Raw genomic sequence first — 26066 nt, forward strand, 5'->3', positions numbered from 1 at the left:
ATACCCAGAACGTCTACTTGACCCTTTTCGCTCCCCAACACTCCCAGAAAGGAGAGGACAGCCCGGTAACATTATCAAATGAACGAACCGTCTCCGCTCGGTAACATTATCTTTTGATTTGACAGGGCGCGGCTTGGCCCGGCCATCCCGCTAGATCATGCCACGCTTGGCTTTAGCCCTGCTCTGCCCCACCATCAGAATCGCTGCCTGGCCCAGCAAGTGGCCATAGACCGGCGTACCCAGCGCCAACGTCGCCAGCCAGCCAATGCATGGAATCCAGCCAAAAACCGCCAGGATCAGGCTGACCACCACCGAAAACAACACCAGCATCGCCAGGATACCCGCGTTCGCCAGCGCCAGGCGTAGATTCTCGCCGATCGCCAGGTACACGGAAAACGTCGGGTTGCGGGTGTAGCGCACCATGCCGATGAACAACCCGGCATTGGCAATGAGCGCATAAACCAGCACAAACACAACCATGACACAGGCCGCCAGCGACAGGATCACTTCCGCGCCGCGGCCATCCATCAGGCTGCCGATCACCCCGAAGACACAGGCCAGCAGCACAATGAACACGTTATAGATCAGGCCAGCCAGCAAGAACATCAGGCCATCGGTGAACTTCTGCCCGAAGTTGTCCCAGTACGGCAGGGGATTCTCCCGTCCATCGAGCATGTTGCGCATCAACTCAATGATCCAGCCATAAATGGCCAGGTTGAGGATGGGAATGATGCTGATCAGCGCGGTCAGCAGCACCTTGGTCACCCAGTCCTCATCGTCAAAGATGTAGCTAAAGGAACGTCCCAGATCCATGGATGGGCTTCTCCCCCTGTATGTGAATGGCTGCAACCTGGCCCGGTGGCGCTATCCCACAGCCTACCACCGGCCAGCGACTACCTATACGTTATCCCCTGATTTGCGTTGCGGCGGGACAGCCAGGAGCGCCAGCCGCTGACGGGGGCGTACCGCCAGCGCCGTGCGTACCGCCAGCACAATGCCCTCCAGCGGGCTGCTCACCGTCTGGAGCACGGCCCCACCATCCAGCCGACGGATCTCGCCGATCGGCTGCCCGGCAGTCACCATCTCGCCGGGCTGCACCCGTGCCATCCACAACCCGCCGGATTCGGCCAGCAGGGGCGCAGCGGCAGTATACACGACCGGCGGCGTGGATGGCGCAGTCCTGGCCGCAATCATGCTCATGCTCGCCAGCACGCCGTCGATCACCCGCCGGTGTGCCTCCACCGCCTCAGAATCAGCCCGACCACGCACCCCGGCGGCAGACCCCAGCATGGCCGTGCTGGCGGTCACCGCCACCGGCGCGGGGTCCCAGCTGGCCAGCGGCTGGAGCAATCCCACCGAAGCGCCACACTGCTGCAGCAGGATACGATTTTGCGTGTTGAGGAAGGCGTCATCGCCCTGGAAGGTCCAGACCAGCGGCGTGCAGGCTTCACCTGGTTCCGCCGCGCCCAGCGCCAGCCAGGCATCGGCATTGACGATGAATGTCTGGTAAACAAAATGGGCCAGACGTTGGGTTGGCTTACCCTCCAGATCGCCGGGGAAGACCTGCCGCAGAATCAGGCCATCCAGCGGATTCTGGGTTTGCATGGCCTCGAAGCTGAGCGGATCCAGGATCGGGCAGACCATCACCCGCCCGGCGACCGTGGCCGGATCGAGTGTATCGATCAGGCGCAGGGCAGCCTGGACCCCGGCGTATTCGTCACCGTCCATGCCGCTGGTCACCAGCAACACCGGGTCTGGCTCTGTGCCATTGATCAGGGCGATGGGAAAGCCAATCCGCGCCCGTCCAAGATCGACCTGATACACCCCGCGCAGGGTGCGACCGGCTTCCACCCGCAGCGGGCCAAGCTGCCAGGTTTCTCCACTCATGATTCGCCTGACTCCGTGGTAGAAAAAAACGACGTGGTAGGCCAGCCTGGACGTATTATAGCAGTTTTGGCCCGCGGAAAAGCCAGGCCGGGCACCGGCGAAGATTGTCAGCGTCCGATCGCCAGGCAGAAACGAGGATGAAAGCCGCCACCTGGCCAGTGGATCAACGGGCGGTAGAGCCGGGCACGATCACCTGCACCGCGCCAGGCACAATCCGCGCCGTAAAGGGGGTGTCGCCAAACAGTTCGCCATCCCCCTGAACCTGTTGCTGCGGCCTGCTCCTGACGCTGACCTCGCGCGCCTGCCAGTGTTGCAGGGCAGCAGTGAAGTTGTCCAGCTGGATGACACTGGCGGCGATGGAGACCAGGGTTTCCGGCCTGGTGTTGAGCATCATCACATCCAGCAGCCCATCATCCGGCTTGACCGACGAGTTAAGCACCAGGTTCAGCCGCCCCAGGCTGCCCACATTGGCGATCAGCAGGGAAAAGCCTTCCGTCTCGATCTCCTGCCCGTCGATCACCAGCTGGTAGTGGGCGTGCAGAGGTTCGCTGAGCGCCTCCAGGACAGCGAAACCATAGGCCAGCAGACCAAAGCGATCCTTGAGATCACGCGTGGTCTTGCGGACGACAGCCGCCTCAAAGCCGACGCTAGCTCGCAGCATGAAGTAGTGCTCCCCGATCTGGCCCATATCGACCTGGCGCAACCGGTGGCCCGGCTGGAAGATCAGTTCAGCGGCCTGTTCCAGTTCACGGGGGATGTTCAGTTCGACCGCCACCACGTTGCCGGTCCCACCCGGCAGAAGAGCTAGCGGCACATTTGTCCCCACCAGGCCGCCAGCGACCTCCATCACCGTGCCATCACCACCGTAGACCGCCACCAGATCAGCGCCCTGTTCGACGGCCCGGCGGGCCAGCCGCCGGCCATCGCCAGCTTTTTTGGTGATGGAGACGTTCCAATCTACGCCATGTCTTTGAAAGACCGTGTTCAGTGGCTTGAGAATCGGCTCGTCCACACCGGCAGCCGGGTTGATAATGACCTCAATCGATCGATAGGGATGGTTAGCCATAGCCCGGTCTATACCAGAAACAAGGGGCATGATGACAGGTTCAGGTTATGCCGATTCTAACGCATTTTGCAGGATGCGTGAATGCCAGGGAACGACCTGCGGGAGCCGTTTCAGGCCGGTTCGGCGTGGCCCAGCAGGCGACTCCCCACGAAGGACACCACAAACAGGATGGTGGTGATCAGGACGATCGCCGGGCCAGAGGCAATATTGAGATAAAAGGAAAGATACAGGCCGACCACCCCGCTCAAGGCGCCCAAGGCGGCAGCCAGAATCATCATGTGATGCAGCCGTCGCGCCAGCAACTGGGCGGTAGCCGCAGGTGTGACCAGCATGGCCACCATCAGGGCGACGCCGACCGTCTGCAGGCTGGCGACAACCGTCACCGCCAGCAACACCAGCAACAGCAGGCGCAGCGCGCCATCCGGCAGGTGCAGCGTCCGCGCCAGGGTGGGATCAAAGCTGAGGATCAGGAATTCTTTGTACAGCGCTACAATAGTCAGGACGACGACCGCGCCACAGACGGCCATGATCAGCAGGTCGGTATCGCTGACGCCCAGCACGTTGCCAAAGAGGATATGCGCCAGGTCGACGCTGTAGCTGCGGGCCGTGCTGATGATGGCGATACCCAGGGCGAACATCCCGGCAAAGACCACGCCGATGGCTGTATCTTCCTTCAGGCGACCTTCCCGGGTCAGCCAGCCAATGCCCAGAGCTACCGCTACGCCAGCGATCAGCCCGCCTAGAAACAGCGTCTGTCCCATGATGTAAGCTACGGCCACGCCGGGCAGCGTGCCGTGCGCGACCGCATCCCCAAAGAAGGCCATACCGCGCACAACGACAAAACTGCCGATTACCCCGCTGACCAGGCCAATCAGCAACACGGCCAGTAGCGCGCGCTGCATAAAGGCAAACTGAAGCGGATCAAGCAGGAATCCCAGGTCCATCCACCCCTCAGCTTTCTTCGTTGTCTTCGCCAGCAGGACCGTGCTCATCCACCACCACGACGGTTTCCGCACCCTGGTGGATGATCCCGATCTGGCCGCGGTAAGCGCGGCTGAGCGCTTCAGTGGTGAAGACCTCAGCACTCGTCCCGTAGGCGATGACCTCCTGGTTGATCAACAACAGGCGGTCGAAACGGCTGGCTGCCAGGCTCATGTCGTGGGTAGCCAGGATGATGGTCACGCCCTGGGCATGCAGCGCTTCCAGGACGGCCATGATCTCCTCGCTGGCGGTAGCATCCACCCCGCTGAACGGCTCATCCAGGAGCAGAACGCTGGTCTGCTGGGCCAGCGCACGGGCGATGAAGACGCGCCGCCGCTGCCCGCCGCTGAGCTGGCCGATCTGCCGGTCGCGGAAGGCCAGCATCCCCACCCGTTCCAGTTCGGCGTCGACGGCTTCCCAGTCGCGGCGACCCGGCCAGCGCAGCCAGCCCAGCTGGCGGGCGCGGCCCATCATCACCACATCCCGCACACTAACCGGGAAACGCCAGTCGATGGCTTCGTACTGGGGCACATAACCGATCAGGCGATGGCTGACAGCGCACTCCTCGCCGTACATGGAGATGAAGCCGCTGGTATGCGGGATCAGCCCGACAATCGCCTTAAACAGGGTGCTTTTGCCCGCCCCGTTGGGGCCGAGCACGGCCACACTCTCCCCCGGCTGCACAGCAAAGGAGATATTCCGGATGGCCGAGCGTGCGCCGGGGTAACCCGCCGACAGCCCCTGCACCAGCAGTGCGGGGCAACCATCAACAGCCGGAAGGGCGATCTTCAACGAGGGGTGGCTGGCCATGGCGGCAATCTCCGGCGGGTTAATTCACCGTCCCGCCCAGGGCGGCGGTGATCACCCGCGTGTTGTAACGCAAGTACTCCGGGTAGGTCGCGGCGGGGCCACCCGGCTCGCTCAGGGAGCCAGTGTAGAGCGTATAGAAGCGGACCCCCGTCTCCCGTGCGATCTGCTCGGCCAGGGCCGGGTTGGCAATGGTCTCTGTGAACACCGCAGGCACGCCGGTAGCACGGATATCGCTAATCAGCCGGGCGATATCCGCCGCGCTTGGCTCGGCCAGCGTGCTGGCCCCGGGGATGACTGTACCCAGCACCTTCAGCCCGAAGGCGCTGGCGTAGTAGTTGAAGGTCAGATGGTTGGTGACCAGCAACCGGTTACCTTCCGGGATTGTCGCCAGCATCGGCGCGATTTCCTCGCGAACCAGCGTCTGCAGCGTATCGATGATAGCGGTGGCGGTGGCAGCGTAAACGGCAGCGTTGGCCGGATCGCGCTCGCTCAGGGCGTCGCGGATCATCAGCGCCCATAGCATGGCGTTATAGGGGTCGGTCCACACGTGCGGGTCACACCGGCCATGCGCATGCTCATCGCCAGCTTGTTCTTCGCCGCCGCAATCCAGCTGGTAGAGCGGCCCCAGCCTGCCTTCAGTGGGTGGAGGCAACAGGCCAATGGACGCCAGTTCCTCCTGGTGAGCGGCGCACTGCCCGGCAAAGGTGCCCACATCGCCAGAGAGCAGGTACTCCTCAAGCTCACCGGTTTCCGGAAACTTGCCAAACGGCAGGATATCCACGCAGGTCGAGACCGTGACCGGTGCCAGGTCCGGAGCCGCGCCGCGGATGGTTTCCAGCAGGCTTTCCTCCAGGTTAGCGCCCACGATCAGGATCAGATCGGCCTGCGCCAGCCGCACCAGATCCTGCGGGGAGGGTGTGTAGCTGTGCGGATCAGCGCCCGGCGGCATCAGCGAAACGACCTCGGCGGCTTCGCCGGCAACGCTGGCGGCGATATCGGCCAGGATGCTGGTGCTGGCCACCACCTGCAGCCGATCCTGCGCCTGCACACCTCCGCCGGGGAGTACACCGAGCACCAGTACCAGGCTCAACAGCACAATCCCCATCCGGCAATTTTGACCCATAGTCCAATCCTAATTGAAAGACTTTTTCAGTTCTGATGAATCCTACCATGTTTGCCGGGCCAGTCAATCCCCGGCCCGCTGGCACTCCGGGCAGAGGCCGGCGATCTCCAGCCAGTGGCTGGTGATGCGGTAGCCGGTGCGGGCAGTGATCTCTTCAAGGTAGGCGCTCAGGTCGCAGCCTTCGATTTCTACCACGCGGTTGCAACGCTGACAGATGACGTGATGGGTATGGCCGGGCGAACACAGCGCGTAAGCGTGGCAGTTGTCCAGTAAGTGCACCGGGCGAACCAGCCCCAGCCCCGCCAGCACTTCCAGCGTGCGGTACACCGTCACCAGGCCGATGTCGGCAGCGTGCGCCCGCGCTGCTGTGTGCAGTTCGGCGATCGAAAGCGGTCGGGCTGCTTCTTCCAGCGCCAGGATCACTGCCCGGCGAGCACGGGTCAGCTTGAAGCCATGCTGGTGAAGCCGGGCAGCCAGCGATTGTGAGGGTAGGATTGCCATCATCTGTCTGAGACTTTCTTCCAGGGGCGGGCCAGCGCCCCCGCCATGCACTGTCGATTGTACCCGATCGCGGCGCTTCGCGGCCCTCAGCGGAAAGCCGGCGCCCATTCCGGCAGAAATGCGTCGGCGACCAGCTTGCTGATCTGACCAGAGGTCGTGTCCAGGACCCACAGGCTGGGCCGCGCCTCCTGCCCGGCCACCGGACTCGCCACCGCCGGGAAGCGCTGGATGACCAGCCGCACGCCGTCCGGCTCCCAGGCGAAAGCGCCCGTGGCGTATGCCGGATCGACAGCCAGCGGCTTGGCGTCGCCATTGCTCGCCGCGACCAGATAAAGCTGATGACCGGGCGTATACCCCTCATCCATCAGACGGCGTCCCACCACCAGCGCGGTCCCCTTAGGCGTCCAGAGCAGCCGGGCATCATCAACCGGTGCATCCGGCGCGGAGAGCGCCGTAATCTGCCCCGTCCGCAGGTCGGCCATCCTGATATGGGTGTAGAACGCTGTTTCTGAGGCAAAGACGATGTCCAGGTAAGCCAGCCGCGCACCATCCGGGGAAAATATACCTGTGCTGCCATGCAGGGTAGGCAAGAAGGCATCCGCGCCGCCGGTCAGGTCGTGGATCAGGATGCCGCTGTTTTGCAGGTCATAGGAAGCCAGCCGCGTCCCATCCGGCGACCACACCGGCCCTACCGTGTAAAGGGCTTCATCCTCAAACAGGGGGGCGTTGACCGGCGTAGCCCCGGACAGATCGAGCACCCAGACGCGGGTCGGACGGACATTCGCCCCGCCGGCGGTTCCAGGCGTACGCTCATAGGCCAGGCGCATCCCATCCGGGGACCAGGCGGGGGCGGTGCAGTCATCCGGAGCGCAGGCGACCAGCGTGCTGATCTCGTCGGTTGCCCGGTCGAGCAGACGCAGATCGATCCCGCCTTCTGCGCTGTACTCGCTGAAGGCGATCTGCGCGCCATCCGGGCTGACAGCAAAGTCATAGACGCCAGAAGCGCTGGACGTGACCGGGATGGCCTGGGTCGGGGCCGCCGGATCGAGCAGGTGGATATTGGCCGGGGCGCCGCCCGCCGGGGCCAGAAAAGCGATCAGCGGGCCGCTGCCGGGTTGCGGGGCGCTGCTGCGGGCCGGAAGGCTCCCGGCGACCAATCCCAGCAGCGTGACCAGCGCCGCCACAACTGCCAGCCCGATCAGGGCGACCAACCCGGCCCGGCGCGACAAAGAAAGGAAAGCCTCGAAGGGGATCATCAGGGCGCTTTCAGCGGTCAGACAGCGCTAGCTGCGACCAAAGGTCAGCGCCAGGCGGATGTCTTCCAGCCGTGGCAGGCTATTGGCGCGGAGCACCTCGCGCCCTTCCGGCGTAAAAACCAGAAAAGTTGGCGAAAAAACGAATTCAAAGCGGTCGGCCAAGGCGCTGCCAAGCGCATCGTGGATGTTGAGCAACAGCGAGTCGATTCCGGCGGAGGATAGCTCGGCGGTCAGATCGCGCACGGCGGGCAGAATCGCCAGGCAAGCCACACAGTAGTTGGAATAGAGCATCACAAACGTCGGCTGCTCATTGGTCAGGATGACCTCCGCTTCCGCCAGGCTGCTCACCTCCGGCGGCGGATACTGGCGGGACAGGCCAAAGGCCAGTGCTCCCAGCACGTACAACATCAACAGCCCGGCCCGCAACCACCTGCCGCCCTCCCGCCAGCGCCACAGCACAAAAGCCAGGATCGCCCCCAGCCCGACGCTGATCCAGACATAAGAGAACTGGTTGATGATATTCACGGCAACCCACCCAGCCTCCCAGAGGCAACAGCGCCTCCCGCCCTGACCTCGCCGCCTATTGTAGCCGGTCGCTGGTAGCGGGCCAAACAACGGCCGCTGGCGCTCACCCCGTCCTGGCACATGCTGCGGTCGGATGGTCAGGCGCCCGCCTGCAGGGCGGCGATGAGCGCTTCCAGCAGGCGGCGGATCTCGCCCGGCTCGGCATGACGGCCCAGCGCCTTTTTGGAAAAGAGCATCTCGCCATTCACGCTAAACTCAAAGACGCCCCCTTTGCTGGGAATCAGCTTCCACGAGGCAATGTGCACTTCAAGCTCCCGGAGGCCCAGGATTTCTTCCGTCACCCTGACGGCGCGCGGCGTGTAGCCTCACAGGGCACAGTATTCAAGCGTGACATCGAGCGACAGCATAATCAGATCATCCTTTCGCTGAGGGCGCGGGCTTGATTATAGCTGGTGCTATGCGCATTGCCGCTGTTTCCTGTATGATGAGAAAGGATCAAACCTCAGCAACAAGCAGGAGAACGGCATGTATGGGCATCACACGGCATAACCTGCCGGGTGTGACGGAAATTTTCAGCGAATACGTCCGCCAGCGGCGCAACAGGCGCACCCGGGAAGAGGTCATGGCCTTTCTGGAACCGCTGCTGGCCCGCCTGCGCGCCGACGCCCGCCGCCAGCTGGAAGCGCTCCTCCGAAGCTGGGAGGCGCGCGAAGGGGGTAGGCCTGGAACCGGCCAGCCCGCGCTCACAACCGACGAACTGGTCGCCCCACCCCGGCCTGAGGAAGACCTAAGCTGGCTACCCTCTTCCTCCTCCGGTCCAGCAACCGTCCCCCTGAACGTGCACCTGCCACCGCACCCCTCCGTCGAACAGCCACCAGAGCCGGAACCAGTCCCGCCTGAGCAGACGGTTTACTGCCCGGCCTGCGGGCGGGCCAATCGCCAGGGCAGCGGGCAATGCAGCGCCTGCGGCGCGGCGCTGGCCGCCCCGGCTGCGCCGGAAGCGCCTCCTGCTCCCGCGGCACGCACAACGCTCGGTCCAAACACGCGCTTGCTGCTCTACGTGGAAAATGCCAGCCAGCCAATTGTCGTCCGCATTCAGGAAAGCGGCCATGTGGTGCTGGGGCGCTCATCCGGCCAGGGGGGCCTCCTGCCCGGTATTGACCTCTCTCCGTATGGTGCGGTCGACCAGGGTGTGTCGCGCCTGCATGCCCGCCTGATCTACCGGGATAACAGCCTCTTCATCACTGACCTGGCCAGTGTCAACCACACATTTGTCAACGGCCAGCGGCTTGCCCCGCGCGAAGAACGCCTGCTGGGGGATGGCGATGAAATCCGGCTGGGACGTTTGCCGATCCGCGTGGTCTTCCAGGAACGCCTCAAATCGCTCCGTGGCGACAGGCCGCCGGATAGCAGCCCACCGTCCTCCGGCAAACCGGTTGACCTGAGCACCATCCTCGGCCTGGACGAGCCGTCCGGCTGAGCGGCACCTGCAGTGGGCGCTATGAGCGCCCGTTCACAGCGCCCGCAGCAGCGCCGTCGCCTCCTCCACCAGTGCATCAAACAGGCGCAACATCGCCTCATCGGGCATCTGGTATGGCCCGCCAAAGCTGCCATCGCCCAGCGCCGCCCGCGTGATTCCATCGCGCCGCCAGTCCAGCGGCAGGGTCTTGCTACCTGCCGGGACTTCCGCTACACGGGTAAAGGGGAAGTTCTCCAGCCAGTTGGCGTGATCCGGCTCTGCACCCAGTGCCGTCGCAAAGCGCGCTACGGCCTCCCCCTGCCACCAGCTATACCAGACAACACGCCGCCCGTCGCCCGCCTCCAGCGCCGGGGGCAACGCATTGCCGCCGTGCCCGTTCATGATCAGAAAGCGCCGGAAGCCGTGCCGGGTGAGGCTGTCAACGATCTCGGTCAGGACCACGGCGAAGGTAGACAGGCTGAGCGAGATCGTGCCGGGGTACTCCATGAAGTCGGCGGAACAGCCGAAGTTCAGCGGCGGGGCCACCAGCACTCCTTCCCGCTCCGCCACAGCATCGGCGATCGCCTGCGGGATGCGGATGTCGGTCAGCAGGCTCAGGTAGGCGTGCTGCTCGGTCGCGCCGGTGATCAGGATGATCCGGTTGTCATGCTGCAGATAGCGTTCCACGTCCATCCAGTTCAGGTCAGCCAGATGCATGGGCGGGATTCCCTCCTGTGGGCGCTGTATACGGGTACGACGGGGAGTGTACCGCCCGCCAGGAGGGCGATCAATGGCTGCAGGCGATGCCTGCAGCCAGCGCCAGCTGACAGGCCGGGGGGCAACATGCTGTGCACGGGGGAATCTCGACTCACCCTTGACAGTAGAACGTACATAGATAGAATTAAATCGACAAATATCGAATTAGTTAGAGGAAATGCACTATGGAAAACGACCAGACTCCGGCACTGCTGGACTTCTTCAAGGCGCTGGCGGAGCCAAACCGGCTCAAGATCGTCGGGCTGCTGGCGCGGGAAGACCTGGCTGTCGAGCAGATCGCGGCCATGCTCAACCTGCGCCCCTCCACTGTCTCCAACCACCTGTCTTACCTGGTGCATGCGGGGCTGGTCAGCGCCCGCCCGCAGAGCTACTACAACGTCTACCATCTGGAGGTCACAGCGCTGCAGGAGATGGCCCGCCGCCTGCTTTCCCATGAGACGCTGCAGGCAGCGGCAGCTGATGTCGACCTGGATGCCTACGACCGCCAGGTGATCAGGAACTATACCAGCCCGGATGGCCGCCTCAAGCAGCTGCCATCGCAGTTCAAAAAGATGCAGGCGGTGCTGCGCTATGTGGTCCAGGTCTTCGAGCCTGGTGTGCGCTACAGCGAGAAGGAAGTCAACGAACGGCTGGCCCGCTTTCACGATGATACAGCCACACTGCGCCGCGAACTGGTGGAGCAGGGACTGATGGCCCGCGAGGGCGGCGGCGGGCAATACTGGCGGGTGGTGAGGGAAAACTGACCCGGCGCAGGAACATCGCCCGCCCCTGAAAACCAGTCCAGCAGGGGGACCGGCATGCGGCCCTCCTCCCCCTCAGGCCGGCAACCGGATCGCCGATGGCGCCTCCCCGCACTGCCCCAATGGTGATTGACGGGGGCGGGGGCGCGTGCTACAGTTGACGGCAGCGCAGTCACGGGCACAGGCCGCATTTTTCATCCGCCCGGCAGTCTGCGCAGTCTCTGCTTGCCGGCCTTGCAGAGACCTTGAGGTAACGAGTTTATCACGATGCCTGCGGCTGCCTGCCGCATCTGCGCCGGGTTAGGATACGATCCTTCCCGGCAGCGGGGCGGCGCCACCGGCTGGCCCCTTCATCGCCAGCCAACGCAGCCGGGGCAAGGAGCGCATTCCCATGAGCGTCGATTTCATCCTGCGCCTGCTGGGCATGGTTGTGTTCAGTGTGGTTGGGGCGCGGCTGGGCACCGCCACCAGCCCGGCGTTGGAATTGCCCACCGAAGCTACCGGTCTGCTCTTCGCCATGGTCGGCGCGTTGTTCGGCCTGATCGTCACCCCCTGGATCACCATCCGCCCGGCGCGGGCCATCCGGCGGTTCCTGCTGGCCACCCCCACGGAGAAGGTAGTGATGGCGTTTGCCGGGCTGGTGCTGGGCCTGATCCCGGCTATCCTGCTGGCCTATCCGCTCTCGCTGCTACCCGATCCATTTGGCAGTCTCATCCCGGCGGCAGTGTCCCTCCTCGGCGGTTACCTGGGGATGACCCTCTTCGCGGTGCGTGCCGAGGATATTCTGGAGTTGCTTGGCTCCCTGCGGCGCAGCGGGCGACTCCTGGTCGAAGGCGGCGTGACCGCGAGCGACATACTGCTGGATACCAGCGTGATCATCGACGGGCGCATCAGCGATATCGCTGAGGCTGGCTTTCTCAACTGGCGGCTGATTGTCCCCCGCTTCATCCTGGAGGAGTTGCAGCACATCGCCGATTCACCGGAGATGCTGCGCCGGAACCGCGGCAAGCGCGGCCTGGAGATTCTGCGCGAACTCAAGCGCGCCGAACATGTGATGATCGAGATCGTGGATGAAGACATCCCCGACGTGGCTGAGGTCGATCACAAGCTGGTCATGCTGGCCCGCCAGATGAACATCCCGATCATGACCAACGACTTCAACCTCAACCAGATCGCCAAGCTGCAGGGCGTGCGTGTGCTCAACATCAACATGCTGGCTAACGCCGTCCGCGCCGAGTACATCCCCGGCGAGGTGATCCCGCTCAAGATCATCCAGGAAGGCAAGGAGCCAGACCAGGGCGTGGGCTACCTGGAAGATGGCACGATGGTGGTGGTTGAGGAAGGCAAGCACTACCTCGACCGCACCATCCGGGTGGAGATCACCCGCCTGATCAGCCGCGAGGCCGGCAAGATGTACTTCGCCAGGCCGGTCGAGGACTAGCAGGGCGAGGCAGCAGGATGGGCAACGACCGGGCGTTGGCATTGCGGGTCATCCTGGGCCTGCTGATCGGGGCCGGGGTCGGTTCTGCCCTCGGCCTGCTGATGGGCAACCTGCCGCTGTGGATCGGCCTCGGCGCAGGGGTCGGTCTGGCTTTTGCGGCCTCGCTAACCGGTCGGCGTCACCCCTGAGACGATCCCTGGCCCCTCACCCTCGCGCCAGCGCCCGGCGGATCAGTGCCTCCAGCCGGGCGTAGTGTGAGCCTTTCCAGTAGATCTGCCCGCAGGACTGGCAGCGCCGAAACTCATCATAGTTGGCATTGGTCGCCGGCGGCAGGCGATCGCTGATGCTGGCTTTGTCCACCGGCTCCAGCAGGCCGTTACAGCGCAGGCAGCGGCTGAACGGTTGCACCAGGTTCACCAGGTGGTAGCGGCGCATCACTTCCAGCAATTGCCGGGTCGAATCGGTGGAGCGCAGGCAATAGCCGTAGCGCACACTGCTCCGCTTGAGCAGGCCGCGATCGCGGGTGAGCAGGATACGATCCTCTTCAGCCGCCAGGCGAGCCAGATTGGCATCATCGCTGTCATCGGGCAGCAGGGCGTCAAAGCCCAGCAGGCGCAGGTAAGCGGCCAGCTTGCCCAGATGCACGTCCAGCACAAAGCGCGGCTCCGGCGGTGGCTCCGGACGGACGCGCGTCAGCCCGGAAATATCCAGTGTTGTGAAGGGCGGGTAGACGCTGATCCGGTCGCCGTCCTGCACGATCCGGTCAAAATCGACCGACTCCCCGTTCACCAGCAGCAGGTCAACTTCGGTATGAGGTACACCCAGCGACTCGATCATGTCCTTGATCGAAGCGCGGGCCTCAAAGTGGTGAACAAAGCTGCGTCCTCGCCGGGCCAGGGGCAGAAAGTCATTCAGGCTGGCGTAGAAGCGAAACGTAGCGGTGGGCATGGCGCGGCCTCCACGAGGCAGGCCTATGATCAGCAGGCGGTATTCCATAGGGATTATACCTGCCCCCTGTGTATAATAGGGAACAGAGATGCGGTCTGATCTCAGCGCATCCCCTTTCAGGCAGCTACCAGGGCCGGGACAATACTTCCTGCCCCGGCCAGCGGGCCAGCCGGGTGGCTGCCGCCGGGTTTTGCCAAGGAGTCGCACATGAGTGACCTGCCTACCCCGCCTTCTGCTGCCCCCACCGAAGGGGAAGCGATCCCGCTGTTCGAGCGGGGTGCTGCCCTGCCGCCGGATGCCACCTCGCTGCAGCAAGCCTTGCCTGCGCTCACAGCAACGCCGGGGCTGGATGTACCGCTGACGCCCGCCGCGCCAGAACAGCCAATGCTACCGGAGGAGCCTGCGCCGGTGGCTGATAGCGCCGCCGCGCCGCACTTCCGCACTGATCTCTGTCCGCGCTGTGGCTATGCGGATTTCGGCGCGGGGACGGTGATCACCTATAACGGCGGTTTTCACCCGGCCTACTTCAAGCCAGCGCGGCTGACCTTCCGTCGTCTGAGCTGGCTGTGGCGGCCCTTCCGGGCGATCGTGGAACTGGAGGCGCAGGTCTGCCGCCAGTGCGGACTGGTGATGTTGCAGGTCAACACCGACAAACTGCGCCATGTGGAGAGACAGTCCGGCGACCGCGAATAAGCGCCGCGGCCGTTTCTTGCGCCCCGTTGGCCTGTTTGACTCCGGTCTGTGCTCCGGCCTATACTACAACATAGAGGCCGACCCAGACGGAAGTTCAGGAGACGAGCCAATGGCTAAGAAGGAAGAGAAGAAGGTCGATACCGAGAAGGCTAAGAAACCGGCGGCGGAGAAGACCAAGGCCGAAAAGCCAAAGGCCGAAAAGACCAAGGTCGAGAAACCGAAAGAAAAGAAGAAATAAGTCGCGTTCTGCGCCACACTGTGGCGGTTCATTCCTGGTAATCCCATCTGCATCCCGTTACTGGCAGCCTGTCCCCAGTGGAGACAGGCTGTTCTTTTTGAGCTGTTTGCACTGTGCGACACAGCGGGTCGGGTAACAGGGTACTGTTCATCTGCCAGAATGTCCCCTCAACAGCAACCCAACCGCCCTTAAATGCCACACTACGCGGGCAATAGACTGCCCGGCCAAAGAGAGTGTACGACGAGGGGGGCATCGGATGTCGCCCGGCGCCCGCCCGCGAACAACTATAGCCAGATAGGCTGCCGGCCAGTACCCGGCGCCACCCGGTTTATGGCCTTCGAAAACCGTCAGATCTGGCGGGGCGGCTCAGACTCCGGGGGAACAGGGCCGGGGCCAGGCGTCTTCAGCATCTCCCACAGTTCCGCCGCCCAGTCGGCGATCAGCAGCATGGCCGGGCCGACCAGCACGCCATCCACGCCGGCCATCACCTGCCCGACATCGCGCGGAGATTCCAGCCCGCCCATGGTCAGCAGGGTGACATGCCCCGGCACCATCTCCACCAGCCGGGGAGTCAGGCTGAGATCGACGCGGTCGGTCAGGGGGTTGTAGTTGTTGATGGCGATCACCCGCGGTTCAAAGGGCAGGATGGCCCGCAGTTCGGCCTCGCTATGCACACAGACGATCGCGGTCATCAGGTTGCGCTGGGTGATGGAGAGCAACCGGCGCACCTGCTCCGGCGGCAGCAGAGCCGGCGTCAGAAAGAGGCCATCGCCGCCCGCCGCGCGGGTCTCAACGACCTGATATTCGTCGATGATGAAATCGTAGCGGATGACCGGTACATTGACGGCATTGGCAACCAGGGTGAGGTGCTCGATGGCTCCGGCGTGGTAACGCTCATCGGTCGCCACGACCAGCGCCTGCGCGCCATGGCGGGCCAGCCGCCGGGCCAGGGCGACCGGATCATACGGGGCGGCCCCCGCTGCCGATTGACCCAGATCCACCGCCGGGTTCATGACGCGGGCCAGCAGGGCCACCCGGTTCTCCAGCAGGTGGCTGCTCAGGTCCTGCGGGCGCGCCTGCATTTTGGCCAGCGCCCGCAGGCCCGGCAGGGGCGTCACGGCCTGCAAGCGGGCTACCTGCTCCTGCTTGTAGGCGATGATCTCGTCCGGGACGAACGGAAACTCGATCATAATCCCTCGTCGGCGCCTGCCAGCCACAACGGGCGGTTACCGGCACACGCCGGTATTGTATGCCCGTTCACGCCCCGCTGCCAGCGCCCTGCCAGCGCCCGCTACCAGCGGCCCGCTGCCAGCGGCCCGCTGCCAGCACCAGGCGCAAACAGAGGCAGGGAATGGGCAGTGAGGAGGCGTCTTACCTTGGTCCAGCCATATTCAGATAGCCTCTCAGCTCCTCCTATTATCACTGCCGGGTCCTGCCCACCTCCAACTGATCGTTGCCGGGCTGCGCAGGCCGCGCTATGATCCGGCCCGCCAACAGGAATGAACCATGCGCCGGGGGGCTGGCGGAAGGATAACCCTGACTTTCCCCCGGCTCATTTCGTTCTCACGTTGATGTGGTACGATGATCACGGGCGGCGAGGCACGCTGCGCCAGCGATCACAGGAGGCTGTTTGCAGAGAGCAACCAATGAGACACGGTATCCGTATCCAGCGCGACCATAGCACCCTGAGCTTTTCCGGGCGTCGGCGCGGCTTCAGCCCGCTGCTGATCGTCCTGTGGGTGCTTTCGCTGGCCGTGGTGGCTGTGGTCGTCTGGCGCTTTGACGAGGTACAGCCGCGGGTGCTCTCCCTGGTGCAACCACCGCCGCCGACCGTCTCCGCACCCACGCTGGCCAACCGCGCCTTCGAAGCTTACCTGGCTGGAAACCTGGCCGCTGCTGAACAGCAATTCGCCGAAGCGGTGCGCCTGGACCCAACTAACATCGCTTACCTGTATGAGTACGGGCGCATCCTGATGCTTAACAACAAACCAGCGGAAGGGCTGGCGATGGCCGAACAGATCATCGCTGCCGCGCCGGGCGATCCACGCGGCTATGCGCTCAAAACCTACGCGCTGGATAGCCTGGGCCGCGCCGAAGAGGCGATCCCCGTCGGCCTGACCGCTCTCGATCTAAACCCAACCTTTGCCCCGGCCTACGCCTATCTCTCCGGCGCGTATCTGTCGCTGGGGCGCTGGCGACAGGCCCAGGAGATGGGCGCGCGAGCGGTGGAACTGGACCCCAACAACATTGATACCCGGCGCGCCTTCGCCTTCGCCCTGAACTGGACGGGTCGCTACGACTTGGCGGTGGAGCAACTCGAAGCCGCTATCGCCATCCACCCCAACCTGGACTTCCTGTACTTTGAGCTGGCTGGCGCGTACACCGGCCTCAAGAACGATCCAGCCAAGATCGCCATCTACGAACACGTGCTGGCCATGAACCCGGAAAACACCAAAGCGATGGTCCGCATGTGCGAGACATACTTTGGGTTACGGGTGGATAACCTGGCCCAGTACTGGTGCGAGCAGGCCCTGGACCGCGATCCCAACGATGCCCGCGCCTGGAAGCAGGTCGGCATGATCTACTACACCCGCCGCAACTACGAAAGCGCCATCGACGCTTTCGAAACCTGTGTGCGTCTCTCCGGTTCGGAATATATCGAGTGCTGGTATCTGCGCGGGCTGGCTCATTACCGCCTGGATCAGTGCGATCAGGGCGTACCCATTCTGCAGGAGGCGCTCAACTACACCGATTCGGAGGACATCCGCCGCAACATCCTGCAGGGGCTGTACATGTGCGCTGAAGCTGACGAGCGCTACGACTTCTCGATCATCCCGACCCCTGCCCCGACCGCTACGCCCGTGCCCACACCGATCGGAATCTTCTAGCCCATGTACATCCGTCGTGACCGTTCCCGGCTGCATTTCGGTCACCAGCGCCGGGGCCGGCAGGCCGGCCTGCTGGCGGCGCTGGCGGTTGTCCTGGCGCTGACCGGACTGGTGGCCTGGCAGTTTGAACGCCTGGAGCGGGAGGTCGCCGCCCTGTTCGGCCCGCCCGCCACGCCTACGCCCTCCGCGCCGATGGTCGCCCGGCAGGCATACCTGAGCTACGTCAACGGCGACCTGGCCGCTGCCGCGGATGGCTACGCCGCCGCCCTGGCGATGGAGCCGGATAACGCCGATTACCTCTACGAATACGCCCACTGTCTGCTGCTGCTCAACCGGGGAGAGGAAGGGCTGTCCGCCGCCGAGCGCCTGGCGGCGCTGGCCCCCGGCGATCCGCGCGGCCAGGCCCTGCAGGTACTGGCTCTCTACCAACTCAACCGTCTGGATGAGGCTATCGCCATCGGCCTGAGCGTCATCGAGGCACACCCGACCTACGCCGAAACATACGCCTACCTGGCCTGGGCCTACGCTGACATCGGACGCTGGATGCAGGCCGTGCAGATGGGCGAACGCGCGGTGGAATTGAACCCGGACAGCGTGGACGCCTACCGCGCTTACGCTTACGCCCTGACCTGGGTCGGCGACCGCGAGAGCGCGATCAAGGCGCTGGAACGGGCCATTGAATTACACCCGACGCTGGACTTCCTGTACTTTGAAGCGGCGGAGAAATACCGCGCCCTGGAAAACGTCCCGGCAGCGATCGCCGCGTACGAACGTGTGCTGGCTATCAAGCCGACCAACACCCGCGCTCTGCTGCGGCTGTGTGAAACGTACTTCAACCTGCGGGAAGACGCCCGCGCCCAGGAATACTGTGAGCAGGCGCTGGCCATCGACCCAACTTATGCTGATGCCTGGCGGCAGGTCGGGCTGGTGTACTACCAGCAGGGGCTTTACCAGCGGGCTGTCGATGCCTTTGAGCAATGCATCGCGTTTGGCTCGGAGAGCATCTTCTGCTGGTACGTACGTGGTCTGGCCTACTACTACCTGGGACGCTGCGATCTGGCCGTCCCGATCCTGCATGAATCGATGACCCGCACCCAGTCCGACCGGGTGCTGGGCTTCATCCGGGAAGGGTTGCGCCTGTGTAACCAGGACCCCACCCCCCTCCTGCCGGGCGAAACGCCAGCGGCCACCGAAACCCCGACCGGGTAGGCTAAAACCTGTTACAATCAACGCCTGCGCTCGACCAGGCCAGCAACCCATGTACCTGAGAACACCCAAACGCTACTCCGCCAAACGCCCCAAACGCCACCTGATCAACCTGCGCTGGTGGTGGCTGTACCTGCTGACGCCGATCGTGGTGGTAATCGGCGCTGGCATCTGGGATCAGCGGGCGATGTTCCAGGGGCCGATTGAGGCGGCGATCTGGGAGCAGATCAACGCTGCCCGCGATTACATCGCCACACAACAGGCCCCCACGCCGACGCCGACCGATTCGCCGTTCAACTACCTGACGGTGGCCAATGCCGCCTATCAGCGCGGGTCGATGGAGCAGGCCATCGACAACTATCGTCTGGCGGCGGCGGGCCTGCCCAACGATGTGGCGCTGCATGTGCGGCTGGCCCACCTGCTGACCACCGCCGGACGTCCAGAGGAGGGCGTTGCTGCCGCACAGGCAGCGATCAACGCTGATCCTTACAGCGCCGACGCCTGGGCGATCCACGGCATGGCCAACGAGTGGAAGGGGGACTTTGGCAAGGCGCTTTCCAGCCTTTACCGCGCCCTCGAACTGGATCCGCAAAATGCCGCCGCCTATGCCTTCCTGGCGGAAGCCTACATTGACATGGGCAAGGCTGCCGAAGCGCTGGAAGCCGCTGAAAAGGCGCTGGAACTGAACCCGCAGGACTTCAATGTCCAGCGCAACTATGGCTACGTGGCGGAATACACCGGCCAGTATGACGTAGCCATGCAGGCTTACGAGCGCGCCCTGCAACTGGAGCCTTCCCGCACCTATATTGCCTTCAACCTGGTCGATCTCTACCGGCGCGAGGGCGATCCGGAGAGCGCGGTACGGTTGTTGCGTGCGATCATCGATCGCAGCCCGGAAAACGCCCAGGCCTATGCCCGCCTGGCCAATATCCTGCTCAGCGACCTGGGCGAACAGGATCAGGCCCGCGACGCCGCTGAGCGCTGTGTGGCCATCGATCCCACCAGCGTGGCCTGCCTGGGCATCCTGGGATCGCTGCAACTGACCGCCGGGGAATACAACCTGTGCGCTCGCTCCTTTGACCGGGCCATTGAAGCGGGCAGCACCAATGCCCTGCATTACTATTACGCCGGGATGTGCCACATCGTGATCGATGATTGCGTCCGGGCGCGTGAAGTGTTACTGCGTGGCCTGGAACTGGCCCGTACCCTCCAGACCCAGACCGACATCCGCGACGCGCTGGCCCAGTGCCAGACGATCGTCACCCTGGCTCCGACTCCCACGTTGGAAGGCACACCGCCGGACTACGAGAGCCTTCTGACCGCCACGCCCGAAGCCGGGGAAAGCACGTCCTAGCCCCGCTCCGGCGGGAGCTCGCCGGCAGCGACGGGCTGGGGCGTGCTGCCCATCCCTAGCCGGCGCATCAGGGCCATATAGGCGGGCAAATCGACCATCACGCGCCAGTAGAAGTCGACCAGCGCGGGGACGATCCACTCGGCCAGCCAGGCCAGTCGGGCCTGTGGCCCGCCCCGTGCCACCACCCGCCGGTTATAGCGCACCGCATCCACAATCGCCCGCGCCGGGGCTACCGGCGCGTCAAAGTGCTCCAGCGGCCACAGCACACCGGCCCGCTGCAGGCCAATCTCATCGATGCCGGTGACCATCGGTGTCGTCGTCCAGGTCGGGTAGACCGATGTCAGGCGCACCCCCGTCCCGGCAACCTCTCGCCGGACAGCCAGCGTAAAGGCGTCCAGAGCGCGCCGCGTAGCGGTATAAACGGTCATGCCCGGTTCCGGCACCTGCCCGGCCATGCTGGTCACGTTGACGATATGCCCGCGCACACCGTCGGTGTCAGGCGGCTGGCGCAGCATGATGGCCAGCGCGCGCTGGGTCAGGCGGGCCGGGCCGGTGAAATTGACCGCCACCAGCGTCTGCACCCGTTCCGGCGGCACATCCACCAGCCAGCCGCCATAGGAGACGCCAGCGTTGTTGACCAGCACGTCGATCCGGCCCCATGCCGCCAGGACAGCCTGCAGCAGCGCCTCGCTATCATCTTCCCGGCTGATATCCGCCGGGATGGCCAGGGTCGGCGTGCCATAGACGGCCAGCGCCGCCTGTGTCCGGGCCAGCGGCTCCGCCCGGCGGGCGGCCAGGGCGACGCGCGCGCCTGCCGCCGCGAAGGCATGGGCTGTCGCCTGCCCGATTCCGGAGGACGCACCGGTGATGATCACTACTTTGTTTTTCAGGCTGACCGGGTGCTTCCGCCGGGTGCGCCGCCAGGCCAGCCACAGGCCCACCGCCGCGCCCAGCGCCGCTGCTGCTCGCTTCATGCCGCCTCCTGATTCGCCTGTCGAAACGGCCCTCATGATACCGCGAAGCCAGGCCCTGCCAAAAGAACGGCCGCAGGGGATGAGCCTGCGGCCGCCGACTGTCGAAACAGTCGTGGGGTGGGAGCGTCCCCCGCTATGGGCGACGCCCTTGGAGATGATGCGTCAGGCGGGGGACACCCCCTTTATCCCTAACATTCTGGATCACCTCCTTTCACTAACCCGACGATGATCCCAGTCTAGCACACATCTACCAGAAGTACCCTTAAGATTGGCTGAGCATCGCGTGCAGGATGCCCCCAGTCAGCGCGCGCCTTCAACGGTCGCCCAAACTGCGCCCTGCCGGATGTGACACGAAAAGGCGGCTCCCCCCTGGAAGCCGCCTTTGAGGCAGGCGCCGGGGCGCGGGATGACTCCGCGCCCCCAGCCCAGATCAGTCCGATCACTGCACCAGTTCGTAGCCCGCCGCCGCCCAGCCAGCCGAACCGACCGCCAGGCCACGCACATTGCTGTAGCCGGCCATGGCCAGGGCGTGCTGAGCCAGCGCCGTGCGGTGCCCCTCGCCGCCGTAGGCCACGATCGCGGCGTCCTTAGCCAGACCTTCCGCCACGAAACTGGCGAAGGCGCGGGTTGGCCAGTTGATTGCACCGGCGATGTGACCGGCGGCGTACTCATTCGGTTCGCGGGAGTCGATCAGGATGATCTCCTGCTCGGCCAGCGCCGTTGCCAGATCTTCCGGCGCGATGATGCCCCAGCCCTGCGGCAGAGCGGTGAAATAAGCGTTGACAGTCGTCCACACATCGGGGTCAACCGCCGGGAATGCGCCCGGCGTAGCAGTGGCCGGTTCGGTGACCTGCTCACCCGTCCAGGCCTTGAGGCCGCCGCGCAGGTTCATGACGTTGGTGTAGCCGAGCATGGTCAGGCCAAGCTGAGCGACCGCACCGCGATAGCCAACCCCGCAGTAGACCAGAATCGGTTCGTCGAACTCAGGCAGCAGCGCCAGGCTGGCCGGAACCTCCCGTAACGGGATATTGACCGCCCCGGCGATGTGTCCTTCGGCATACTCGTTGGCCTCGCGCACATCCAGGATGAACGCGCCGTCCATCGCCGCGGCGAAGTCAGCTTCGGCCAGAGTGCCAAAACCAGCCATTGAAGCGATCGTCTGTACCGCCTCAAAGGCCAGCGGCGCGACAACTTCCGCTTCCAGGACGGTGCCTTCCGGCAGTACGACTTCCGCCGCTGTACCGCCGACAACGGGATACTCCTCAGCAATCCAGCCGGCAATACCGCCCGCCAGGTTGCGCACGTTGTAGCCCAGCATCTGCAGGGCGACCATGGCGATCGTGCCACGCCCGCCAACCTTGCAGTAGACCACGATCTCTTTGTCTGCGGGCAACTTGTCCAGGTTGGCGGTCAGCTGGCGGATCGGAATGTGCACCGCACCCTCGATGTAGCCCAGTTCGTCCAGTTCAGCCTGCTCACGCACATCCAGCAGGAACAGGTCGGGCTTCTCCGCCAGTTCGCTCCACAGGTCGTCGGCGCTCACCTGCCCCCACCCCTGCGGCAGCACATTCTTCAGGTAGTTGTCCACCTCTGCCAGCAATGCCGGGTCGAACTCCGCCGGGCCGATCGGCTCAAACTCCACCGGCTCGGTCGCCACCGGATTACCCGCTTCCTTCCATGCCCCGAAGCCGCCCACCATGTTGCGTACATTGGTGTAGCCCATCATCTGCAGCACGGCCATCACAATCGTGCCGCGCGTCCCCTTGGCGCAGTACACCACGATCGGCTCGTCCAGGTCCGCCGGTAGCAGATCAAGCTTGTCGACCAACTCCCGTACTGGCACATTCACCGCACCGGGAATGTAGCCCTGTTCAGTCCATTCGCTGGCTTCCCGCACATCCAGCAGGAACAGGTCGGGGTTCTCCGCCAGTTCCGTCGCCAGATCATTGACGCTCACCATCCCGAAGCCCTGCGGCAGGTTGGGAATGTAAGCCTCAACGGCGGCCTGCAGGACACCCACGCCCTGGGCCAGGACGGGGGCGATACCGGTCAGCAGGAAGCTGACCAGAACCAGAAGTGTGATCAATCGTTTCGATGCCATTGTGACATTCTCCTTGCTGATGCGTATGCGTTGCCTTACTTGGGCGGAGACTTTGTAGGTCGACTTCCCCACATTTATGCGCTTCGCCTTACGGGGCGGAAAGCCGGAAGCTCTCCGCCCCGCCCGAAAACAGAGTCATTTGGCCGGTGGTACGTCCAGTGGATCAACCGTCGGCGCGGCAGTTGGCGCAGCAGACGGCACGTCCAGTGGGTCGACGGTCGGCGCAGCAGACGGTACGTCCAGCGGGTCGACAGTCGGTGCAGCGGGTGGCACGGCCAATGGATCCACCCCGGCAGGCGGCACGTCCAGCGGATCAGCGGTCGGGGCGGCAGCCGGCGCGACCGACGGTGCTGCGGTCTCTTCGCCTGGCAGCGGTACGCGGCGGTATTCCTCCGGCATCGGCGGCGCGCCCAGCACGATCACGCCCTGGTTGGCCGTTAACTCTTCCTCCCGGACTTTGTCCGGCGTCAGAAAGAGCGCGTTGTTGGTGTGGCAGCTTTCACAGCTGGCCGTCTGGGGCGTATTGCGCTGGATGTTGTGCGGTGTGGCATACGTCCAGGTTGGCAGGCTGTCAAAGTTGTTCAGGACATCCTCACCATACAGGCGGAAGAGATCCGGATAGGTCGGGACATGCCGCAACGGGACATAGCGGTAGGGCCGCTCGGCGCTACGGATCGGGTTGCGCCCGATGTAAAAGCCTATCTCCTCGTGCTGCAGCCGGTAGTAGGCGATGTCGTCTTCGGTGCGTTCCAGGTGGCAGTCGTAGCAGTTGATGTAACTGATCGAATGGCAAACCTGGCAGGACAGCACTTCGGTACCGTGCGCTTCGTGATAAGGGTTGCCGGAACCAATGCCGACCACGTCCCGGTGGCAGCTTTCGCAGGATGGCCCCTGCGGGCCGTCATAGCGGTGATCCCGGCTGGCGGTTATGGTGCCGTCTTCAGCGACGGTGACGTAGTCCGTACCGTGCATATCGCCGCCGGTGTGGCAATCGGTGCAAACCATGCGGACCGAACGCAGGTGGACATCAGCGGCCAGACCCTCATGCGCCCCCGTGTACTCGTTCTTGACCCGGCTGCCATGGCAGGCCGTGCACTGGCGACTCATCGACGGCGTGCGGTTGAAGACATGGCCGTCGATCAGGCCACCGCCAACGCTGGTCGGCTGGCTGATGTGGCACTGGCCACAGGTGGTGTGGCAGTTCTGGCAGTGATACTCCTGCCCCGCCTCGATCGCGGGGTGGTTCTCCGGCATGCTGCGCTGGTAAAGGACGGTATCATACCCGGCCAGGTTGTTGTGCAGGCTGTATGCCTGGAAGGGCGCGATATCCGGGTGGCATGCCCCGCAGGCAGCCTCCGCATCAACGGACGGATCGCGGACAACGCCCACATGCGCCGCCGCTTTATCGGCCAGGTTCCGCCCGCCATGGCAATCGATGCAGGAAATGTAGCCGTGCACTGTGCCGAGCAACGCCTCAGGATCGATCAGGACCTTCTCCCATACCTCCAACGGAGGCACACTCCCCCCTCAGCCAGAGCCTTCGCTGAGCGAAGGCGGCGCCTCCTCCTCTTCAGCCAGGAGCTGGAGCTGCGCAGCGTCGCTGTGGCAGGCAATGCAATTGGAATCGGGCCGCGTCTCGGCGGGGAGCAGGGCCACAGCCGGCGCAGCCTGATCAGCCCCGGCAGCTTCCGCCTGGTCGGGGGCAACCTCCGCAGACGGCGCTGGCGTCGGCGTGGGGGACTGCGCCGCTTCCGCCCGCTGGGACGCACAGCCGGCGGCCACAAGCAGGGCCAGCACAGCCAGGATAAGCACGGTATAGCGTGATCGGTTCACGAGACTGTCCCTCTTGCTGACGGCGATCGGACGAGACGTTCCCGGCAGACAGGTCACCGGGTGTGCCGGATCACAGCGGAAACCAAATTGGAGTAAACAAGTGTACTTTGTTCCAATTTTCACAATACAATTATACGGTAAATCTTATAACGCTCAACCTGTTGCATAAAGAATATTTATATCACTTGCTTATGATGATGTATAACGGAATCAAATTCAAAGTGACTTCCATCATATTGAATTGCTGATGCAAAGCTTGTTATCATTTTCACGAGAGGAATGAACAGAATCGGCCATGCTGGATATCTACGAACTTCAGATTTTTCTGGCTGCGGCGGAAACAGGCAGTTTTTCCGGCGCTGGTCGCCGCCTGCAGATGTCCCAACCAGCGATCAGCATGCAGATCCGCTCGCTGGAAAAGCGGCTGGGGGTGGAATTGTTCAGCCGCGCCGGGCGGCACATTCAGCTCACCGAGGCTGGTGAAGCGCTGGTGCCGATGGCCCGCGAACTGGTCAACCTGTCCATCCGTACCGAAGAGGCTATTGCCTCCCTGCAGGGGGAAGTAGTCGGCCTGCTCAAGGTGGCCTGCAGCACCTCGGCGGGCAAATATGTCCTGCCCAAACTGATCGCCAGTTTTATCGAGCGTTATCCCCAGGTTCAGGTGGCCTGTGATGTTGGCCCGCGCGGATCATCGATCCGCCAGCTGCTGGATGGCTCGGCGCACATCGCTATCAGCAGCCTGCGCGAGCCGTACCGCGAGCTGGAATACCGCCCGTTCATCACCGATCCGGTTATCCTGATCACGCCGCCGGCGCATCCCTGGGCCAGGCGCGGATCGATCACCGTTGAGGAACTGCTCAACGGGCGCTTCATCGTCCGCGAACCAGATTCCGGCACTCAGCAGGCCGTGCTGGAAGCGCTGGCCGCTTTCAACCTCGGTCTGGGGGCGCTGAACGTGGTCATGACGCTCGGCAACTCGGAGGCGATCGCCATGGCGGTGGCCGAGGGCATCGGGGCGGCTTTCATTTCTGAGCGCGTTGCTGCAGAATGGATCAGCACCCACCGTGTGGCCACCGTGTCGATTGAAGGGCTGAACATCGTCCAGCAACTCTATATGGTTCGCCACGCGCATCGGGCCGCCACCCGTGCGCAGACAGCCTTCTGGGAGCATGTGTACGAGCCGGAAAGCCGGGCTTTGCTGAGCCGCCCGGCTGCCGGTTAGTTGATCAGTTTGGGGCAATTGCACTGTAGTGGTCCACAACCGG

At 64.0% G+C, this 26066-nt stretch carries 26 protein-coding genes; 9 read left to right on the top strand and 17 right to left on the bottom strand.

Going from position 1 to position 26066, the window contains the following annotated elements; genetic code table 11:
• Window positions 1-150: 150 nt before the first annotated feature.
• The 10 genes from HPY64_14005 to HPY64_14050 all read right to left on the bottom strand — a co-directional run bounded on the left by HPY64_14005 (window position 151) and on the right by HPY64_14050 (window position 8490).
• Window positions 151-813: a DUF4013 domain-containing protein gene (locus HPY64_14005; protein NPV68250.1), complete on the bottom strand. Its 663-nt coding sequence runs from the start codon at window positions 811-813 to the stop codon at window positions 151-153.
• Window positions 814-897: 84 nt separating this feature from the next.
• Complete coding sequence (locus HPY64_14010) at window positions 898-1887, bottom strand: hypothetical protein (protein NPV68251.1); 990 nt, start codon at window positions 1885-1887, stop codon at window positions 898-900.
• Between the two features lie 163 nt (window positions 1888-2050).
• A complete protein-coding gene (locus tag HPY64_14015; GenBank protein ID NPV68252.1) occupies window positions 2051-2953 on the bottom strand; it encodes a diacylglycerol kinase family lipid kinase in 903 nt (300 codons plus the stop codon).
• Window positions 2954-3063: 110 nt separating this feature from the next.
• The gene (locus HPY64_14020; protein ID NPV68253.1) at window positions 3064-3897 is read right to left on the bottom strand and encodes a metal ABC transporter permease; all 834 of its coding nucleotides are present in this window, start codon (window positions 3895-3897) and stop codon (window positions 3064-3066) included.
• A gap of 7 nt (window positions 3898-3904) precedes the next feature.
• The gene (locus HPY64_14025; GenBank protein ID NPV68254.1) at window positions 3905-4744 is read right to left on the bottom strand and encodes a metal ABC transporter ATP-binding protein; all 840 of its coding nucleotides are present in this window, start codon (window positions 4742-4744) and stop codon (window positions 3905-3907) included.
• Window positions 4745-4763: 19 nt separating this feature from the next.
• The gene (locus tag HPY64_14030) at window positions 4764-5867 is read right to left on the bottom strand and encodes a zinc ABC transporter solute-binding protein (GenBank protein NPV68255.1); all 1104 of its coding nucleotides are present in this window, start codon (window positions 5865-5867) and stop codon (window positions 4764-4766) included.
• 63 nt (window positions 5868-5930) lie between these two features.
• Window positions 5931-6371 (bottom strand): transcriptional repressor, encoded by a 441-nt coding sequence (locus HPY64_14035; protein ID NPV68256.1) that lies wholly within the window; start codon window positions 6369-6371, stop codon window positions 5931-5933.
• A gap of 83 nt (window positions 6372-6454) precedes the next feature.
• Entirely contained in the window at window positions 6455-7624 is a 1170-nt protein-coding gene (locus HPY64_14040) for a hypothetical protein (GenBank protein ID NPV68257.1), read from the bottom strand.
• Between the two features lie 27 nt (window positions 7625-7651).
• Window positions 7652-8149 (bottom strand): hypothetical protein, encoded by a 498-nt coding sequence (locus tag HPY64_14045; GenBank protein ID NPV68258.1) that lies wholly within the window; start codon window positions 8147-8149, stop codon window positions 7652-7654.
• A 137-nt stretch (window positions 8150-8286) separates the two neighbouring features.
• Entirely contained in the window at window positions 8287-8490 is a 204-nt protein-coding gene (locus HPY64_14050) for a hypothetical protein (GenBank protein NPV68259.1), read from the bottom strand.
• 188 nt (window positions 8491-8678) lie between these two features.
• Here HPY64_14050 and HPY64_14055 point away from each other — a divergent pair, with 188 nt between their 5' ends.
• Window positions 8679-9629: an FHA domain-containing protein gene (locus tag HPY64_14055; GenBank protein ID NPV68260.1), complete on the top strand. Its 951-nt coding sequence runs from the start codon at window positions 8679-8681 to the stop codon at window positions 9627-9629.
• 33 nt (window positions 9630-9662) lie between these two features.
• On the opposite strand, the gene HPY64_14060 is transcribed toward HPY64_14055, so the two are convergent.
• Window positions 9663-10325 (bottom strand): creatininase family protein, encoded by a 663-nt coding sequence (locus HPY64_14060; GenBank protein ID NPV68261.1) that lies wholly within the window; start codon window positions 10323-10325, stop codon window positions 9663-9665.
• A gap of 224 nt (window positions 10326-10549) precedes the next feature.
• Here HPY64_14060 and HPY64_14065 point away from each other — a divergent pair, with 224 nt between their 5' ends.
• From HPY64_14065 to HPY64_14075, 3 genes are all read left to right on the top strand, one after another.
• Window positions 10550-11128 (top strand): metalloregulator ArsR/SmtB family transcription factor, encoded by a 579-nt coding sequence (locus HPY64_14065; protein ID NPV68262.1) that lies wholly within the window; start codon window positions 10550-10552, stop codon window positions 11126-11128.
• Window positions 11129-11516: 388 nt separating this feature from the next.
• Complete coding sequence (locus HPY64_14070) at window positions 11517-12566, top strand: PIN domain nuclease (protein NPV68263.1); 1050 nt, start codon at window positions 11517-11519, stop codon at window positions 12564-12566.
• A gap of 17 nt (window positions 12567-12583) precedes the next feature.
• On the top strand, window positions 12584-12754 hold the full coding sequence (locus tag HPY64_14075; protein ID NPV68264.1) for a hypothetical protein: 171 nt from the start codon (window positions 12584-12586) through the stop codon (window positions 12752-12754).
• A 16-nt stretch (window positions 12755-12770) separates the two neighbouring features.
• Here HPY64_14075 and HPY64_14080 read toward each other — a convergent pair whose 3' ends face one another.
• Window positions 12771-13514, bottom strand: a complete 744-nt coding sequence (locus tag HPY64_14080) for a Mut7-C ubiquitin/RNAse domain-containing protein (GenBank protein ID NPV68265.1) — start codon at window positions 13512-13514, stop codon at window positions 12771-12773.
• A gap of 207 nt (window positions 13515-13721) precedes the next feature.
• On the opposite strand from HPY64_14080, the gene HPY64_14085 reads away from it, so the two are divergent.
• Window positions 13722-14207, top strand: coding sequence for a hypothetical protein (locus HPY64_14085; GenBank protein ID NPV68266.1), 486 nt, complete (start codon window positions 13722-13724; stop codon window positions 14205-14207).
• Between the two features lie 585 nt (window positions 14208-14792).
• Here the strand turns inward: HPY64_14085 and HPY64_14090 are convergent.
• Window positions 14793-15635, bottom strand: coding sequence for a hypothetical protein (locus HPY64_14090; protein NPV68267.1), 843 nt, complete (start codon window positions 15633-15635; stop codon window positions 14793-14795).
• Window positions 15636-16091: 456 nt separating this feature from the next.
• On the opposite strand from HPY64_14090, the gene HPY64_14095 reads away from it, so the two are divergent.
• The 3 genes from HPY64_14095 to HPY64_14105 are packed head-to-tail and all read left to right on the top strand — an operon-like array spanning window position 16092 to window position 19893.
• Window positions 16092-17333, top strand: a complete 1242-nt coding sequence (locus tag HPY64_14095; GenBank protein NPV68268.1) for a tetratricopeptide repeat protein — start codon at window positions 16092-16094, stop codon at window positions 17331-17333.
• A 3-nt stretch (window positions 17334-17336) separates the two neighbouring features.
• Window positions 17337-18542, top strand: coding sequence for a tetratricopeptide repeat protein (locus tag HPY64_14100; protein NPV68269.1), 1206 nt, complete (start codon window positions 17337-17339; stop codon window positions 18540-18542).
• A 49-nt stretch (window positions 18543-18591) separates the two neighbouring features.
• Window positions 18592-19893 (top strand): tetratricopeptide repeat protein, encoded by a 1302-nt coding sequence (locus tag HPY64_14105; protein NPV68270.1) that lies wholly within the window; start codon window positions 18592-18594, stop codon window positions 19891-19893.
• Here HPY64_14105 and HPY64_14110 read toward each other — a convergent pair.
• The 4 genes from HPY64_14110 to HPY64_14125 form a co-directional block, all read right to left on the bottom strand.
• Window positions 19890-20867 (bottom strand): SDR family NAD(P)-dependent oxidoreductase, encoded by a 978-nt coding sequence (locus tag HPY64_14110; protein NPV68271.1) that lies wholly within the window; start codon window positions 20865-20867, stop codon window positions 19890-19892. The two genes, HPY64_14105 and HPY64_14110, sit on opposite strands and share 4 nt — an antisense overlap.
• A 439-nt stretch (window positions 20868-21306) precedes the next feature.
• Window positions 21307-22968 (bottom strand): hypothetical protein, encoded by a 1662-nt coding sequence (locus HPY64_14115; GenBank protein NPV68272.1) that lies wholly within the window; start codon window positions 22966-22968, stop codon window positions 21307-21309.
• A gap of 135 nt (window positions 22969-23103) precedes the next feature.
• Window positions 23104-24486, bottom strand: coding sequence for a hypothetical protein (locus HPY64_14120; protein NPV68273.1), 1383 nt, complete (start codon window positions 24484-24486; stop codon window positions 23104-23106).
• 9 nt (window positions 24487-24495) lie between these two features.
• The gene (locus tag HPY64_14125) at window positions 24496-24801 is read right to left on the bottom strand and encodes a hypothetical protein (protein ID NPV68274.1); all 306 of its coding nucleotides are present in this window, start codon (window positions 24799-24801) and stop codon (window positions 24496-24498) included.
• Between the two features lie 295 nt (window positions 24802-25096).
• On the opposite strand from HPY64_14125, the gene HPY64_14130 reads away from it, so the two are divergent.
• Window positions 25097-26023, top strand: coding sequence for a LysR family transcriptional regulator (locus HPY64_14130; GenBank protein NPV68275.1), 927 nt, complete (start codon window positions 25097-25099; stop codon window positions 26021-26023).
• Window positions 26024-26066: the final 43 nt, after the last annotated feature.

The organism is Anaerolineae bacterium (assembly GCA_013178165.1).
Classification (GTDB): domain Bacteria; phylum Chloroflexota; class Anaerolineae; order Aggregatilineales; family Ch27; genus Ch27.